Annotated in this window: 20 protein-coding genes; 15 read left to right on the top strand and 5 right to left on the bottom strand. The window is 62.4% G+C overall.

The window, feature by feature from the left end; translation table 11 throughout:
• Window positions 1-24: 24 nt before the first annotated feature.
• From CPI83_RS19945 to CPI83_RS19925, 5 genes are all read right to left on the bottom strand, one after another.
• Window positions 25-1,002 carry a diiron oxygenase gene (locus CPI83_RS19945; RefSeq protein ID WP_097387613.1) on the bottom strand — a complete coding sequence of 326 codons (978 nt, stop codon included), beginning with the start codon at window positions 1,000-1,002 and terminating at the stop codon, window positions 25-27.
• Window positions 1,003-1,008: 6 nt separating this feature from the next.
• Entirely contained in the window at window positions 1,009-1,887 is an 879-nt protein-coding gene (locus tag CPI83_RS19940; protein WP_097387612.1) for a prephenate dehydrogenase dimerization domain-containing protein, read from the bottom strand.
• Window positions 1,888-1,895: 8 nt separating this feature from the next.
• On the bottom strand, window positions 1,896-3,980 hold the full coding sequence (pabB, locus tag CPI83_RS19935) for an aminodeoxychorismate synthase component I (RefSeq protein WP_097387611.1): 2,085 nt from the start codon (window positions 3,978-3,980) through the stop codon (window positions 1,896-1,898).
• Entirely contained in the window at window positions 3,977-4,501 is a 525-nt protein-coding gene (locus tag CPI83_RS19930) for a chorismate mutase family protein (RefSeq protein WP_097387610.1), read from the bottom strand. Before CPI83_RS19930 ends, pabB begins: the two co-directional genes overlap by 4 nt.
• An 85-nt stretch (window positions 4,502-4,586) precedes the next feature.
• Window positions 4,587-5,063, bottom strand: coding sequence for a hotdog fold domain-containing protein (locus CPI83_RS19925; RefSeq protein WP_003940943.1), 477 nt, complete (start codon window positions 5,061-5,063; stop codon window positions 4,587-4,589).
• 575 nt (window positions 5,064-5,638) lie between these two features.
• Between CPI83_RS19925 and rpsJ the strand changes: the two genes are divergently transcribed.
• From rpsJ to CPI83_RS19850, 15 genes are all read left to right on the top strand, one after another.
• Window positions 5,639-5,944 (top strand): 30S ribosomal protein S10, encoded by a 306-nt coding sequence (gene rpsJ / locus CPI83_RS19920; protein ID WP_003938093.1) that lies wholly within the window; start codon window positions 5,639-5,641, stop codon window positions 5,942-5,944.
• A gap of 17 nt (window positions 5,945-5,961) precedes the next feature.
• Window positions 5,962-6,618, top strand: a complete 657-nt coding sequence (gene rplC, locus CPI83_RS19915) for a 50S ribosomal protein L3 (RefSeq protein ID WP_003940826.1) — start codon at window positions 5,962-5,964, stop codon at window positions 6,616-6,618.
• Window positions 6,615-7,289 (top strand): 50S ribosomal protein L4, encoded by a 675-nt coding sequence (rplD, locus tag CPI83_RS19910; RefSeq protein WP_003940723.1) that lies wholly within the window; start codon window positions 6,615-6,617, stop codon window positions 7,287-7,289. Before rplC ends, rplD begins: the two co-directional genes overlap by 4 nt.
• Entirely contained in the window at window positions 7,286-7,591 is a 306-nt protein-coding gene (gene rplW, locus CPI83_RS19905; protein WP_003940990.1) for a 50S ribosomal protein L23, read from the top strand. Before rplD ends, rplW begins: the two co-directional genes overlap by 4 nt.
• Window positions 7,592-7,630: 39 nt before the next feature.
• Window positions 7,631-8,467, top strand: a complete 837-nt coding sequence (gene rplB / locus CPI83_RS19900; RefSeq protein ID WP_003940895.1) for a 50S ribosomal protein L2 — start codon at window positions 7,631-7,633, stop codon at window positions 8,465-8,467.
• A 13-nt stretch (window positions 8,468-8,480) separates the two neighbouring features.
• The gene (gene rpsS / locus CPI83_RS19895; RefSeq protein ID WP_003940820.1) at window positions 8,481-8,762 is read left to right on the top strand and encodes a 30S ribosomal protein S19; all 282 of its coding nucleotides are present in this window, start codon (window positions 8,481-8,483) and stop codon (window positions 8,760-8,762) included.
• Window positions 8,759-9,163, top strand: coding sequence for a 50S ribosomal protein L22 (rplV, locus tag CPI83_RS19890; protein ID WP_003940717.1), 405 nt, complete (start codon window positions 8,759-8,761; stop codon window positions 9,161-9,163). Before rpsS ends, rplV begins: the two co-directional genes overlap by 4 nt.
• Window positions 9,163-9,969, top strand: coding sequence for a 30S ribosomal protein S3 (gene rpsC, locus CPI83_RS19885; protein ID WP_003941003.1), 807 nt, complete (start codon window positions 9,163-9,165; stop codon window positions 9,967-9,969). Before rplV ends, rpsC begins: the two co-directional genes overlap by 1 nt.
• Window positions 9,970-9,972: 3 nt before the next feature.
• Window positions 9,973-10,389 carry a 50S ribosomal protein L16 gene (rplP, locus tag CPI83_RS19880; RefSeq protein WP_003940899.1) on the top strand — a complete coding sequence of 139 codons (417 nt, stop codon included), beginning with the start codon at window positions 9,973-9,975 and terminating at the stop codon, window positions 10,387-10,389.
• Window positions 10,389-10,625: a 50S ribosomal protein L29 gene (rpmC, locus tag CPI83_RS19875; protein ID WP_003940734.1), complete on the top strand. Its 237-nt coding sequence runs from the start codon at window positions 10,389-10,391 to the stop codon at window positions 10,623-10,625. Before rplP ends, rpmC begins: the two co-directional genes overlap by 1 nt.
• Entirely contained in the window at window positions 10,622-10,903 is a 282-nt protein-coding gene (gene rpsQ, locus CPI83_RS19870; protein ID WP_003941020.1) for a 30S ribosomal protein S17, read from the top strand. The genes rpmC and rpsQ overlap by 4 nt, the downstream gene beginning before the upstream one ends.
• 357 nt (window positions 10,904-11,260) lie before the next feature.
• The gene (rplN, locus tag CPI83_RS19865; RefSeq protein WP_003940951.1) at window positions 11,261-11,629 is read left to right on the top strand and encodes a 50S ribosomal protein L14; all 369 of its coding nucleotides are present in this window, start codon (window positions 11,261-11,263) and stop codon (window positions 11,627-11,629) included.
• Window positions 11,629-11,946: a 50S ribosomal protein L24 gene (rplX, locus tag CPI83_RS19860; RefSeq protein ID WP_003941019.1), complete on the top strand. Its 318-nt coding sequence runs from the start codon at window positions 11,629-11,631 to the stop codon at window positions 11,944-11,946. The genes rplN and rplX overlap by 1 nt, the downstream gene beginning before the upstream one ends.
• Before the next feature lies 1 nt (window position 11,947).
• On the top strand, window positions 11,948-12,514 hold the full coding sequence (rplE, locus tag CPI83_RS19855) for a 50S ribosomal protein L5 (protein WP_003940924.1): 567 nt from the start codon (window positions 11,948-11,950) through the stop codon (window positions 12,512-12,514).
• A 4-nt stretch (window positions 12,515-12,518) separates the two neighbouring features.
• Complete coding sequence (locus CPI83_RS19850) at window positions 12,519-12,704, top strand: type Z 30S ribosomal protein S14 (protein ID WP_003940698.1); 186 nt, start codon at window positions 12,519-12,521, stop codon at window positions 12,702-12,704.
• Window positions 12,705-12,865: the final 161 nt, after the last annotated feature.

The following is a 12,865-nucleotide window of genomic DNA, read 5'->3' as shown; positions in this document are numbered from 1 at the left end:
AACTATTTCTTTTATTGCACGGGATTAACTGGCGGAATATTTTTCCGCTGCGATTGTTACTTCCGGTGCAACTTGTAGCTTTTGGACCAGGGACGTTATTCCACTGTAGTCCTGCACGAACAGTTCGTTGCGCGGTTCCAATGCGACATCATCGAGCATCTTCCGTCCTCCAGGTATGGCTTCAATTTCCATGATTGCTCGCCACGCGCCGAAGTCGGTCCCGCTGAACGCACGCATCGCGTCCTCGAAACCTTCCAATAAATAGCTGCGATCTCCACGATCCAGGGAATCCCAGACCAACACGGCTAGTTCCCCGGCAATCGAGGCATGGCAGTACTCGTCGCGAGCGTGCAACCGGATCGTCGCGCGGTTGATCGACTGCACGCCCGGGTCATCCGAGATCAGGTCGAGGTATGCGGTGATCGACACCTCGGCGACGGTCATGAACGCCAACTGTGTCAGGGCGATCTTGCGAGGCCCCTCGGCTGCGTCGAGGGCTTGCGCCCGCGTGCGGACCGTCAGGACGTCTGGCAGTGCCTTCGACGGAAGCGCCCAGCCCCTGCCTCGACGGGTCGCTGAACTGGCATTGAAGTGCATGAGCGTGTGATATTGCTCGTCGACCATCGCCTGATTGACGGCCACTGCAGCCCAATCTCCGAGTCCGACGCCGAGTCGGTCTTCGGCGAGAACGTCGAAGCCGGGATTGACGACGTACTTCTCGATGTCCATGACGTTCTTGTTGAACGCGATCCATGCCCAGGCTTGCAGGCGTTGCTTCTGCTCGGGACTCAATGCCAGGTAGGCCGGATGCTCCGCGAACGGGAGAAGTGCTTCGGGGTAGTCGGACAACGACGAATCGAAGAGATCGTCCAGTTCCGGCTCCGCCTTCTTCACGGTTGCCCGGCGCGCCCAATTGCTCGCAAGCCGACTGACGATTGCACTCTCGACCGGATCCGAGGCGTCGTACTCCGGGAGGCTGGGCGGACTCACTCCAGGTCTCATCGTTCCCTACTCTCTGTGCCCTTCGGCAATGCGATCGAACAAGCTCTGGCACTCCGCGTTCAATTCGCCGGAGTGATCGTCGAGCGCTGCCTCGGCGGTTTTCATCAGCGTCGTGAAGTCGCCGAGCGTCTCGGCCGCCGTGTCCACCTGTGAGGTGGCATCAAACAGTGCTTTTCGTGTCGCACCTGCATGCGGATTGCCCGCTTGTACGTCCCAGTACACCTCCGGTTCGCCGCCGGCTATCCGCGCCAGGAGCGCGAGCAAGGTCCGATGTGGGGGAGGGGCTACCGCGAGGAGATCGTCCGCGGAAACTCCGAGTTCGGCCAGGGCAACGCCGAAAGCCAGCACCGACGCGTGTGTCAGAACCTGGGTGGCCGCAGCCAACCGGTCGTGACGATCGGCGTCCATCACCGCGACCGACGCTCCCCACGAGCGCACGATGTCGAGGAATCTGTCGGACTGCGGACCGCCGACGTACGGCACTGCGATGACGGCCCGACCGCGCGGTCCGAGCGACGGACGGAACATCGGGTTGAGTCCGAGGAACTCCCCTTCTCGGCCGGCGTCGGCGATTGCTGCGTCCATCCGCGATTTGACCGACAGCGTGTCCACAACGAGAGCGCCGGATGTTCGAAGGCTCGGTAGTGCGGCTAGAGCGACCTGTTCGGGAACCGCGAGCACGATGACGCTCGAGGACTCCACGTGTGCGAGGACCCGGTCACTGGGTTTCGTGATGTCTCCGACGACTACATCTCCGTCAGGATCGCTGCCTGCTGGGTCGACGACGGTGACCGTCGACCCCCCGGCGCGAAGCAGTTCGACGAACATGGATCCGACGGCACCCAGGCCGCCGACAACCGTCGCGGTGCCTGATGCCGCCGTCATGGCTGGATCTACCCGCCGTACTCGAGGACCCGCGAGGAAACCGCATCGAGCGCACGGAGCAGCGTGGACGCCTTGACCGTGGTCTCGTCGAATTCTTCTTCCGGGTCGGACAACGCTGTGATGGCACCGCCGATTCCGAAGGTCACGCCGCTCTCGGTACAGACCAGCGACCGGATCACGATCGAGAGGTCCGCGGCGCCACCGAGCGCGAAGTACCCGATCGATCCCGAGTAGACCCCACGAGGGCCGGATTCGAGACGGTCGATGATCTCCATCGTCCGTACCTTCGGGGCGCCGGTCATCGATCCGCCGGGGAACGCGGCGCGGACACAGTCCACCGCCGACGACCCCGGGCTCAGTTGTCCACGCACCGTCGACACCATTTGGTGAACGGACGAGTACGACTCGATCGCGAACAGCCTCGGAACGTGGACACTTCCCGGAACGCAGACCTTGGCGAGGTCGTTGCGAGTGAGGTCCACGATCATCAGGTTCTCGGCGCGGTCCTTCTCGCTGTCGAGCAGGTCCTGCCGTAGCGCAGCATCACGCGCTCGGGTGACGCCGCGCGGACGGGTCCCTTTGATCGGCTTGGACTCGACGTTGCCGTCCGAGTCGACACGAAGGAACCGCTCAGGCGAGGCCGAGACGACCGAGATGCCGGTGAAGTCGAGAAGTGCGCTGTACGGCGTCGGATTGATCGAGCGCAGATACTCGAACGCCTGCTGTGCATCGATCGTCTCGTCGACGCTCGCCATGTTGGTCAGACACACCTCGTAGGACTCACCTGCCCGGATCTCCGAGAGGGCCGTTCCGATCAACGACAGGTACTGATCGCGATCATGCCGCAGGCGAGCCTGCGTCCAGACGGTGTCACTGATCAGCGGAACCGGGGTGCGTTCCGGAAGGTCCGCGCCGATCCGCGCCAAGGTGTCGACGGTCGATTCGAGCCAATCGTCATAGCCGGCGTCCCGGACTTTCTCGCGCAACCTCAAAACGTGAGTGCGGCCCGCGGTGTGATCGATGACGACGGCGCGGTCGGCAAACACCAGAGCGGCATCAGGAGTGGGTGCCGGATGGACTGCCCTTCCTCCGGTCTGTGCTTTCAGTTCGTAGCCGAGGTAGCCCACGTAGCCGAGGTTGAAGTCGAGTTCCGGATGTGAGGGCACGAAGCGCGTCGCGAGCTGTGCGTCCAAGTAATCGAAGAACGGGACTCGAATGTGCTCGTCGGACAAGCCTTTTCGGCTGACAGTCAGTACCTCGGCTTGCACGTCGTACGTGATGAACTCGGCCAGCGGCCCCGACGAATCGCCGAGAATCGAAAAGCGCGCACTCGGCTCTGCGGTTGCCGCGCGGTCCAGCCAGAACGCGTTCGGACCGTCGGCGAACAGTGCTGCATAGGCAGCCGACGGGTCCACTGCAAAATCGAGAGTCACGTCGTCGACGTCGTAGTTGATCGCCGGCCGCAGGTCGGGTGTTTGCGAAGTCGGTTCGGGTCGGATCACCGAGTCCAGAGTGCGTCCGACGGACAGATCGCGGAAGTTCGCGAGCAAATCTATGCCGAACTCGGTACTGATGGACTCCGGATGGAACTGAACGCCCCACATCGGCTTGGTCCGGTGCCGGACACCCATGAGCAGTCCGTCGGACGTCCACGCGGTACGAACGAAGGCGTTCGGCAGATTCTCGACGGTCAACGAGTGGTAGCGAACAGCTCGGAACGGCGACGGAAGTCCGGCAAAGATGCCCGAGCCGTCGTGATCGATCAGCGAAATTCGGCCGTGCATCGGTACGGGCGCAACCACCACGTCCGCGCCGAACAACTCGCACAGGCCCTGGTGGCCGAGACAGACACCGAGAAGTGGGAGAGGCGCTTCTTCGATGAAACGGCGGCTGATTCCGAAATCACGGTCGCGATCCGGCCGGCCGGGACCTGGGGAGATGACCACGTTGTCGTATGACGCGAGATCGATGGAATCCCAATCCGCGTCGTTGCGGACCACGGTCGGCACAACCCCGTTGACCTCGGTCAACAGGGTGAACAGGTTGTAGGTGAACGAGTCGTAATTGTCCACCAGAAGGGTGCGGGAACTCATGTCGATGATCCTGATCTCGGTCCGACGGATTCCCGAACAGTGTCCTCCTCCTCAACAGGTGCGTTGATCACCAGGTCTTCGAGTCGACAGGTCTCGGCAATCATCAGCTCGTACAGGGCGTTGAAGAAGTCGGGGGAGAGGTCGTGTCTACGGGCGAATTCACGCGCCCGCTCCTGCACGAGGCGGACGCGGCCGGGTTGCATCATCGGAACCTCGCGGGAGCGCTTCCACTCGCCGATGCGTAGGCAGAGTTCCAGCCGCTGCCGCACCGTCTCGAGAAGTAGAGCGTCGATGGCGTCGAGGTCGCGCCGGAAGCTGTCCAATCCCTCGGCCTCGTCCGGATGCGACGAGGTCTGCGTGCCTGCTTCGGAACTCGTTGTGGTCAAGAACTCTTCCACGAGGCCTCCCGGTGCTCGGCGTGACGCGAGGTCGACAATGTGGTGCCCGGAACGCAACCCACCTCCGGACACCGGCACCCCGACCGACCATCGCCGTTCGGGGAGGTGTTCCACGATCGTCATTCGCCGAAACCTGCGGTGGTGGCTAATTCTGCGAAACCTGTTTGGCGGGCGAATCAGGTTGCGATGCAGGCGGGTTCGTGAGTGCCTACTTGGGGGAGACCCAGGTGGTGATTTCGGCGTGGACTACTTCCTTGCCGCCCCGGTCGAAGATCGAGATGGGAACGAGAAGTTCCGTGCCACTCTCGATCGCCGCGAAGTCCGGCAAAGTCTCGAGTCGGGCGACCGCCCGCAGGCCGGTCTCGGCCTTGGCGAGGTAGTCGACCTTCATGGACTTGGGGATCCAGCGGTGCGAGTTCGGAACCGTCGCTTCGCTCAGCATGCCCATTGCGACCTCCGCGAGATTGCATGCTGCGATCGCGTGAAAAGTGCCGAGATGGTTGTGGACGCCCCACCATTTGGGGGAGCGGACCTCGCACAGGCCCGGTTCCAACTTGGTCACCCGGGGGAGAACGGAGGCGAAGTAGGGCACGCGAATGGACATCGCCGCCGAGAAAACTGCATGTCCGAGGGCGTTGTCCGGCAATTTCTGCCATCCGCGATAGGTGGGGCTGGAAGTAGTCATCGGACTATCTTACTTCTGAGTAAGGTTGTTGTCGCGCAGCTCACTCGGAAAGGCTGGTTCGGGGGAGTTGAGGAATCGGGCCAGGTACGGCATACTGGTCGGGTTGCCTTGTCCGGGACGCGGTCGTTTGCGGCCGTGATCGGGTAAGGGTGAGACGTCACAGACGATCGATCGCAGATCCCGTCAGGGTAATCGGGTCAACGACTGTGACCATGCAAGACATGCAAGACGAGAAGTAATGCAGGACGGAAGCAGTACCTACTTTGTGTTCGACATCGAACACGTCCGGTACGCATCACGCGCCAGATGATCGAAAGATTGTCCGGCGCAGGATGAGTGAGAAGGCGACACGCCCGACCGCGTGTACCGGAGAACAATGACAAACGAACAGCGGCAGCAGATCCTGATCTGATCCGATGCTCGGTTTACCGCTAACACGGTCTTCCGAACTTTCGGACTTGGTCCCGATCGCTTCAGTGTTCGTCGTGTCATCGTCCAGGCAAGGACTGTGCAGACGAGGTAGCTCGAGCCTGACCAGGCGGGCTACGAAACGCGGCAAGAAAAGGACACTAAGCGTGGCGGGACAAAAGATCCGCATCAGGCTCAAGGCCTACGACCACGAGGCGATCGACGCGTCAGCGCGCAAGATCGTCGAGACGGTAACCCGTACGGGTGCCCGCGTCGTTGGACCTGTGCCGTTGCCGACCGAGAAGAACGTATATTGCGTCATCCGCTCGCCGCACAAGTACAAGGACTCGCGCGAGCACTTCGAGATGCGTACTCACAAGCGGCTGATCGACATTCTCGACCCGACGCCGAAGACGGTTGACGCGCTCATGCGCATCGACCTTCCGGCCAGTGTCGACGTGAACATTCAGTGACGGCGGAGACAAAAACAATGACTGATACCAAGATCAAGGGAATCCTGGGCACCAAGCTCGGCATGACCCAGGTCTTCGACGAGAACAACCGGGTTGTCCCGGTCACCGTCGTGAAGGCTGGGCCGAACGTCGTAACCCAGATCCGTACCGAAGAGCGTGACGGCTACAGCGCCGTTCAGCTCGCGTTCGGCGCCATCGACCCGCGCAAGGTGAACAAGCCGACTTCCGGCCAGTTCACCAAGGCTGGTGTGACCCCGCGTCGCCACGTAGTGGAGCTCCGCGTTGCGGACACCTCCGACTACGAGGTCGGCCAGGAGCTCACCGCCGAGGTCTTCGAGGACGGCGCATACGTCGACGTCACCGGAACCAGCAAGGGCAAGGGCTTCGCCGGAACCATGAAGCGTCACGGCTTCAAGGGACAGGGCGCGTCGCACGGTACCCAGGCTGTTCACCGCCGCCCGGGCTCCATCGGTGGCTGTGCAACTCCCGGCCGCGTGTTCAAGGGCATGCGCATGTCCGGACGCATGGGTAGCGACCGCATCACGACGCAGAACCTCTCGGTCCACAAGGTGGATGCCGAGAACGGCCTGCTGCTGATCAAGGGTGCGATCCCCGGCCGCAAGGGCGGCCTCGTGATCGTCAAGAGTGCAGTGAAGGGTGGTGCACGGGCATGACCAGCACCGAGACCAAGTTGACCCTGGACGTCAAGGTCGCCGGCGGCAAGACCAACGGCACCGTCGATCTCCCCGCTGAGATCTTCGACGCTCCGGCCAACATCGCGCTTCTCCATCAGGTTGTCGTCGCGCAGCTCGCAGCTGCTCGTCAGGGAACCCACTCCACCAAGACCCGCGGCGACGTCCGCGGCGGTGGCAAGAAGCCGTACCGCCAGAAGGGCACCGGCCGCGCACGCCAGGGCTCGACTCGCGCACCGCAGTTCGTCGGCGGCGGAACCGTTCACGGCCCGCAGCCGCGTGACTACAGCCAGCGCACCCCCAAGAAGATGAAGGCAGCCGCTCTTCGCGGAGCCCTCTCTGACCGCGCACGCAACGAGCGCATCCACGTCATCACCGAACTGGTTGCAGGGCAGACGCCTTCGACCAAGGGTGCAATCGCGTTCCTCGGCGAGATTTCGGATCGCAAGAAGCTGCTGCTCGTCGTGGGTCGCCAGGATGTAGCCGCTTGGAAGAGCGTGCAGAACCTGGAAGGCGTGCATCCCATTGCACCCGACCAGCTCAACACCTACGACGTGCTCAATGCAGACGATGTCGTGTTCAGCGTCGAGGCACTCAACGCGTTCATCCACGGGCCCGCAGAGAGCGCTCAGAACAAGGAGGACGCCAAGTGAGCACCATCGCTGACCCCCGCGACATCCTGCTCGCTCCGGTCATCTCCGAGAAGTCCTACGGACTGATCGAGGAAGGCACCTACACCTTCCTGGTGCACCCGGACTCGAACAAGACGCAGATCAAGATTGCCGTCGAGAAGGTCTTCGGCGTCAAGGTGACCAGCGTCAACACCGCCAACCGTCAGGGCAAGCGTAAGCGGACCCGATTCGGTTACGGCAAGCGCAAGGACACCAAGCGCGCGCTCGTGACCCTGTCCGCTGACAGCAAGCCCATCGAGATCTTCGGAGGACCGGTCGCGTAAGCGCCGGGACTTGACGAGACATAGAGGACGAGAAGACTCATGGCAATCCGTAAGTACAAGCCGACAACACCGGGCCGTCGTGGCTCGAGCGTCTCGGACTTCGCCGAGATCACTCGGTCAACCCCCGAGAAGTCGCTGGTTCGCCCGCTGCACGGTCGCGGTGGACGTAACGCACACGGTCGTATCACCACCCGTCACAAGGGTGGCGGACACAAGCGTGCATACCGACTGATCGATTTCCGTCGCAACGACAAGGACGGCATCCCGGCAAAGGTCGCTCACATCGAGTACGACCCCAACCGCACAGCAAACATCGCACTCCTGCATTACGCAGACGGTGAGAAGCGCTACATCATCGCCCCCAAGGGCCTGGTGCAGGGTTCACCGGTCGAGTCCGGTGCAGGCGCCGACATCAAGCCGGGCAACAACCTGCCGCTGCGCAACATCCCGACTGGTACCACCATCCACGGTGTGGAACTGCGTCCCGGCGGCGGAGCCAAGATGGCTCGTTCCGCAGGCGCCAGCATCCAGCTCCTCGGTAAGGAAGGCAGCTACGCCACGCTGCGTATGCCTTCCGGTGAAATCCGTCGCGTCGACGTGCGCTGCCGCGCATCCGTCGGCGAGGTCGGCAACGCCGAGCAGTCGAACATCAACTGGGGCAAGGCCGGCCGTATGCGTTGGAAGGGCAAGCGCCCGACCGTTCGTGGTGTCGTGATGAACCCGGTCGACCACCCGCACGGTGGCGGCGAGGGCAAGACCTCAGGTGGACGCCACCCGGTCAGCCCGTGGGGTAAGCCTGAAGGCCGTACCCGCAAGAACAAGGCAAGCGACAAGATGATCGTCCGTCGCCGCCGCACCGGCAAGAACAAGCGCTAGGAGGGAGTGAAGGATGCCACGCAGCCTTAAGAAGGGCCCGTTCGTCGATGACCACCTCCTCGCGAAGGTGGATGTACAGAACGAAAAGGGAACCAAGCAGGTCATCAAGACCTGGTCCCGTCGTTCGACAATCATCCCGGACTTCATCGGCCACACGTTTGCAGTTCACGACGGCCGCAAGCACGTCCCCGTGTTCGTTTCCGACTCCATGGTCGGACACAAGCTCGGAGAGTTTGCACCGACCCGCACGTTCAAGGGTCACATCAAGGATGATCGGAAGGCGAAGAGGCGATGAGCAACACCGAAACCGCCAACCCGACTGCCAAGGCTGTAGCGAAGCACGTTCGCGTTACGCCGATGAAGGCACGTCGAGTTGTGGACCTGGTCCGCGGGCGCTCGGTTGAAGACGCCCTGAACATCCTGAAGTTCGCGCCGCAGGCAGCGAGCGAGCCGGTCGCCAAGGTGATCGCCTCCGCAGCAGCCAACGCCGAGAACAACCTCGACCTCGACCCCAGCACGCTTGTCGTTGCTACGGCGTTCGTGGACGAGGGCGCGACCCTCAAGCGGTTCCAGCCGCGTGCACAGGGACGTGCGTTCCGTATTCGCAAGCGCACCAGTCACATCACCGTGATCGTGGAGAGCCTGCCGAAGACCGGAACATCGACCCGTAATCGCCGGAAGGGAAGTGCTCAGTAGTGGGCCAGAAAATCAACCCGCACGGCTTCCGTCTCGGCATCACCACCGACTGGAAGTCTCGCTGGTACGCAGACAAGCAGTACGCGGAGTACGTCAAGGAAGACGTCGCGATCCGTAAGCTCCTCGCCACCGGCATGGAGCGCGCAGGAATCGCGAAGGTCGAAATCGAGCGCACCCGTGACCGTGTTCGCGTGGACATCCACACTGCACGTCCGGGCATCGTCATCGGCCGCCGCGGCGCCGAAGCCGATCGCATCCGCTCCGAGCTCGAGAAGCTGACCGGCAAGCAGGTTCAGCTGAACATCCTCGAGGTCAAGAACGCAGAAGCTGAAGCACAGCTCGTCGCACAGGGTGTGGCCGAGCAGCTCTCGAACCGCGTTGCCTTCCGTCGTGCAATGCGCAAGGCCATCCAGTCGGCCATGCGTCAGCCCAACGTCAAGGGAATCCGCGTTCAGTGCTCCGGTCGTCTCGGCGGCGCCGAGATGTCCCGGTCGGAGTTCTACCGCGAAGGCCGTGTGCCGCTGCACACGCTTCGTGCGGACATCGACTACGGCCTCTACGAGGCCAAGACCACCTTCGGTCGCATCGGCGTCAAGGTCTGGATCTACAAGGGCGACATCGTCGGTGGCAAGCGTGAGCTCGCCGCCAACACGGCCGCACCGGCCGGGGATCGCCCGCGTCGTGAGCGTCCGAGCCGTCCGCGTCGTTCCGGTGCCACCGGTACCACTGCGACCAGCACCGAGGCCGGCCGCGCAGCGACCGCAACCGCCGATGCTCCCGCAACTGAACAGAATCAGGAGGGCTGACGCATGTTGATCCCACGGCGGGTCAAGCACCGCAAGCAGCACCACCCGAGCCGTTCGGGTGCCGCCAAGGGCGGTACCCAGGTGACCTTCGGTGACTACGGCATCCAGGCTCTCGAGCCTGCCTACATCACCAACCGGCAGATCGAGTCCGCTCGTATCGCCATGACTCGGCACATCAAGCGTGGCGGCAAGATCTGGATCAACATCTTCCCGGATCGCCCCCTCACGAAGAAGCCGGCCGAAACCCGAATGGGTTCCGGTAAGGGTTCGCCCGAGTGGTGGATTGCCAACGTCAAGCCCGGACGCGTTCTGTTCGAGATGACATACCCCAACGAGGAGATTGCTCGTGAGGCCCTGCGCCGCGCGATGCACAAGCTCCCGTGCAAGTGCCGGATCGTGACCAGAGAGGAGCAGTTCTGATGGCTACTGGAACCCCAGCAGCAGAGCTCCGCGAGCTCAGTGAAGACGAGCTGGTCACCCGGCTCCGTGAGTCGAAGGAAGAGCTTTTCAACCTTCGTTTCCAGATGGCTACCGGCCAGATGGACAACAACCGACGACTGCGCACCGTTCGTCACGAGATCGCGCGCATCTACACCGTCCTGCGTGAGCGTGAGCTCGGACTCGCTGTGGGTCCGGATGCAGGTGACGCGGCATGAGTGAGGAAAAAGCAGTGAGCACAGAAGAGCGCGCGAGCCGTAAGGTCCGTGTCGGATACGTCGTGTCCGACAAGATGGAAAAGACGATCGTGGTCGAGCTCGAAGACCGCGTCAAGCACAAGCTCTACGGCAAGATCATCCGCCGTACGACCAAGGTGAAGGCGCACGACGAGAACGGCGTTGCCGGCGTCGGCGACCGCGTTCAGCTGATGGAAACCCGTCCGCTGTCCGCGACGAAGCACTGGCGTCTGGTCGAGGTCCTCGAAAAGGCCAAGTAAGCCTGATCGAATCCTCGAGCTGATCGAGTATCACCGAATGGCCCGCTTCCCCTTGGGGGAGTGGGCCATTCGGCTTTCCGGGGGCTTTCCGGGGGCTTTCGGGGCTTTCCGGGCGAAGGGTTCGAGTTGCGTCGAGTACGGCTGATTTGGTATTCGGTGAACCCTTCCCTACAATAGAACGGTTGCCTGTGGCAGAGGTGTGTCTTCACGTGCGCAGCTCGAACGGTGCTTGCAGTGATCGTCTCCCGACGTCAGTCGGTGGGACTGCAGCTCAGACACGACGCAGGTGGCAACAATGACCGCGCGCACCGGGTCGGTAATCCGTTGCGCACGAAATTCCAGGTCTAGGGAGATCAAGTGATTCAGCAGGAGTCGCGAGTTCGCGTCGCTGATAACACGGGTGCCAAGGAAATCCTTTGCATCCGCGTTCTCGGCGGTTCGTCACGTCGCTACGCCGGGATCGGTGACGTCATCGTCGCCACCGTCAAGGACGCAATCCCCGGTGGAAACATCAAGAAGGGTGAGGTCGTCAAGGCCGTCATCGTTCGCACGACCAAGGAGCGCCGTCGTCCGGACGGTTCCTACATCAAGTTCGACGAGAACGCTGCAGTGCTCATCAAGGCTGACAGTGATCCCCGTGGAACCCGCATCTTCGGACCCGTCGGCCGTGAGCTGCGCGAGAAGAAGTTCATGAAGATCGTTTCGCTTGCCCCGGAGGTGCTGTGATGAAGGTGCACAAGGGTGACACCGTTCTGGTCATCGCCGGCAAGGACAAGGGCGCGAAGGGCAAGGTCATTCAGGCCTACCCCGCGACCGACAAGGTCCTCGTCGAAGGCGTGAACCGAATCAAGAAGCACACCGCGGTTTCCGCGAACGAGCGCGGAGCATCCTCCGGCGGCATCGTCACGCAGGAAGCCCCGATCCACGTTTCCAACGTTGCAGTCGTCGACTCGGACGGAAACCCCACCCGCGTGGGCTACCGCACCGACGAAGAGTCCGGCAAGCGCGTTCGGATTTCCCGGAAGAACGGGAAGGACATCTGACATGACCTCCACCGAAAACAAGGTCCAGCCGCGCCTCAAGGCACGCTACCGCGCTGAGATCAAGGACGCGCTCAACAGCGAGTTCGACTACTCGAACGTCATGCAGATCCCCGGCGTGGTCAAGGTTGTCGTCAACATGGGCGTCGGCGACGCTGCCCGTGACGCCAAGCTGATCAACGGCGCTGTCCATGACCTGTCGCTGATCACGGGCCAGAAGCCCGAGATCCGCAAGGCACGTAAGTCCATCGCGCAGTTCAAGCTCCGCGAAGGTATGCCCATCGGCGCACGCGTCACCCTCCGTGGCGACCGCATGTGGGAGTTCCTGGACCGCCTCGTGTCTGTCGCTCTGCCCCGTATCCGCGACTTCCGCGGTCTCTCGGGCAACCAGTTCGACGGCAACGGCAACTACACGTTCGGCCTCAACGAGCAGTCGATGTTCCACGAGATCGACGTGGACAAGATCGATCGCCCCCGCGGTATGGACATCACCGTCGTGACCACCGCAACCAACAACGAAGAAGGCCGTGCACTGCTCAAGCACCTCGGCTTCCCGTTCAAGGAGAACTGAGCGCATGGCTAAGAAGGCATTGGTCAACAAGGCCAACAAGAAGCCCAAGTTCGCGGTTCGCGCCTACACCCGCTGCCAGCGGTGCGGTCGCCCGCACTCGGTGTTCCGCAAGTTCGGCTTGTGCCGTATCTGCGTTCGCGAGATGGCTCACGCCGGCGAGCTTCCCGGAGTTCGCAAGAGCTCTTGGTGATCTGAGGCCCTCGGGCTTCGTCACACCACGCATGTGAATGGACGTGGGTTCCTTTGGAACCCACGTCCATTCGTGGTTTCCATCGAGTTGTGTATCGCGCCGATCCTGAAAAGAACTGTCCCGCTGCGACTCTGGTTGAAAGCGATCATCGTTCGTCGATG

The sequence above is a fragment of the Rhodococcus sp. H-CA8f genome (genome assembly GCF_002501585.1).
In the GTDB taxonomy this organism is placed as follows: domain Bacteria; phylum Actinomycetota; class Actinomycetes; order Mycobacteriales; family Mycobacteriaceae; genus Rhodococcus_F; species Rhodococcus_F erythropolis.
Note: the sequence above shows the minus strand (reverse complement) of the source record. Positions and strands in the feature narration are given on the sequence as shown.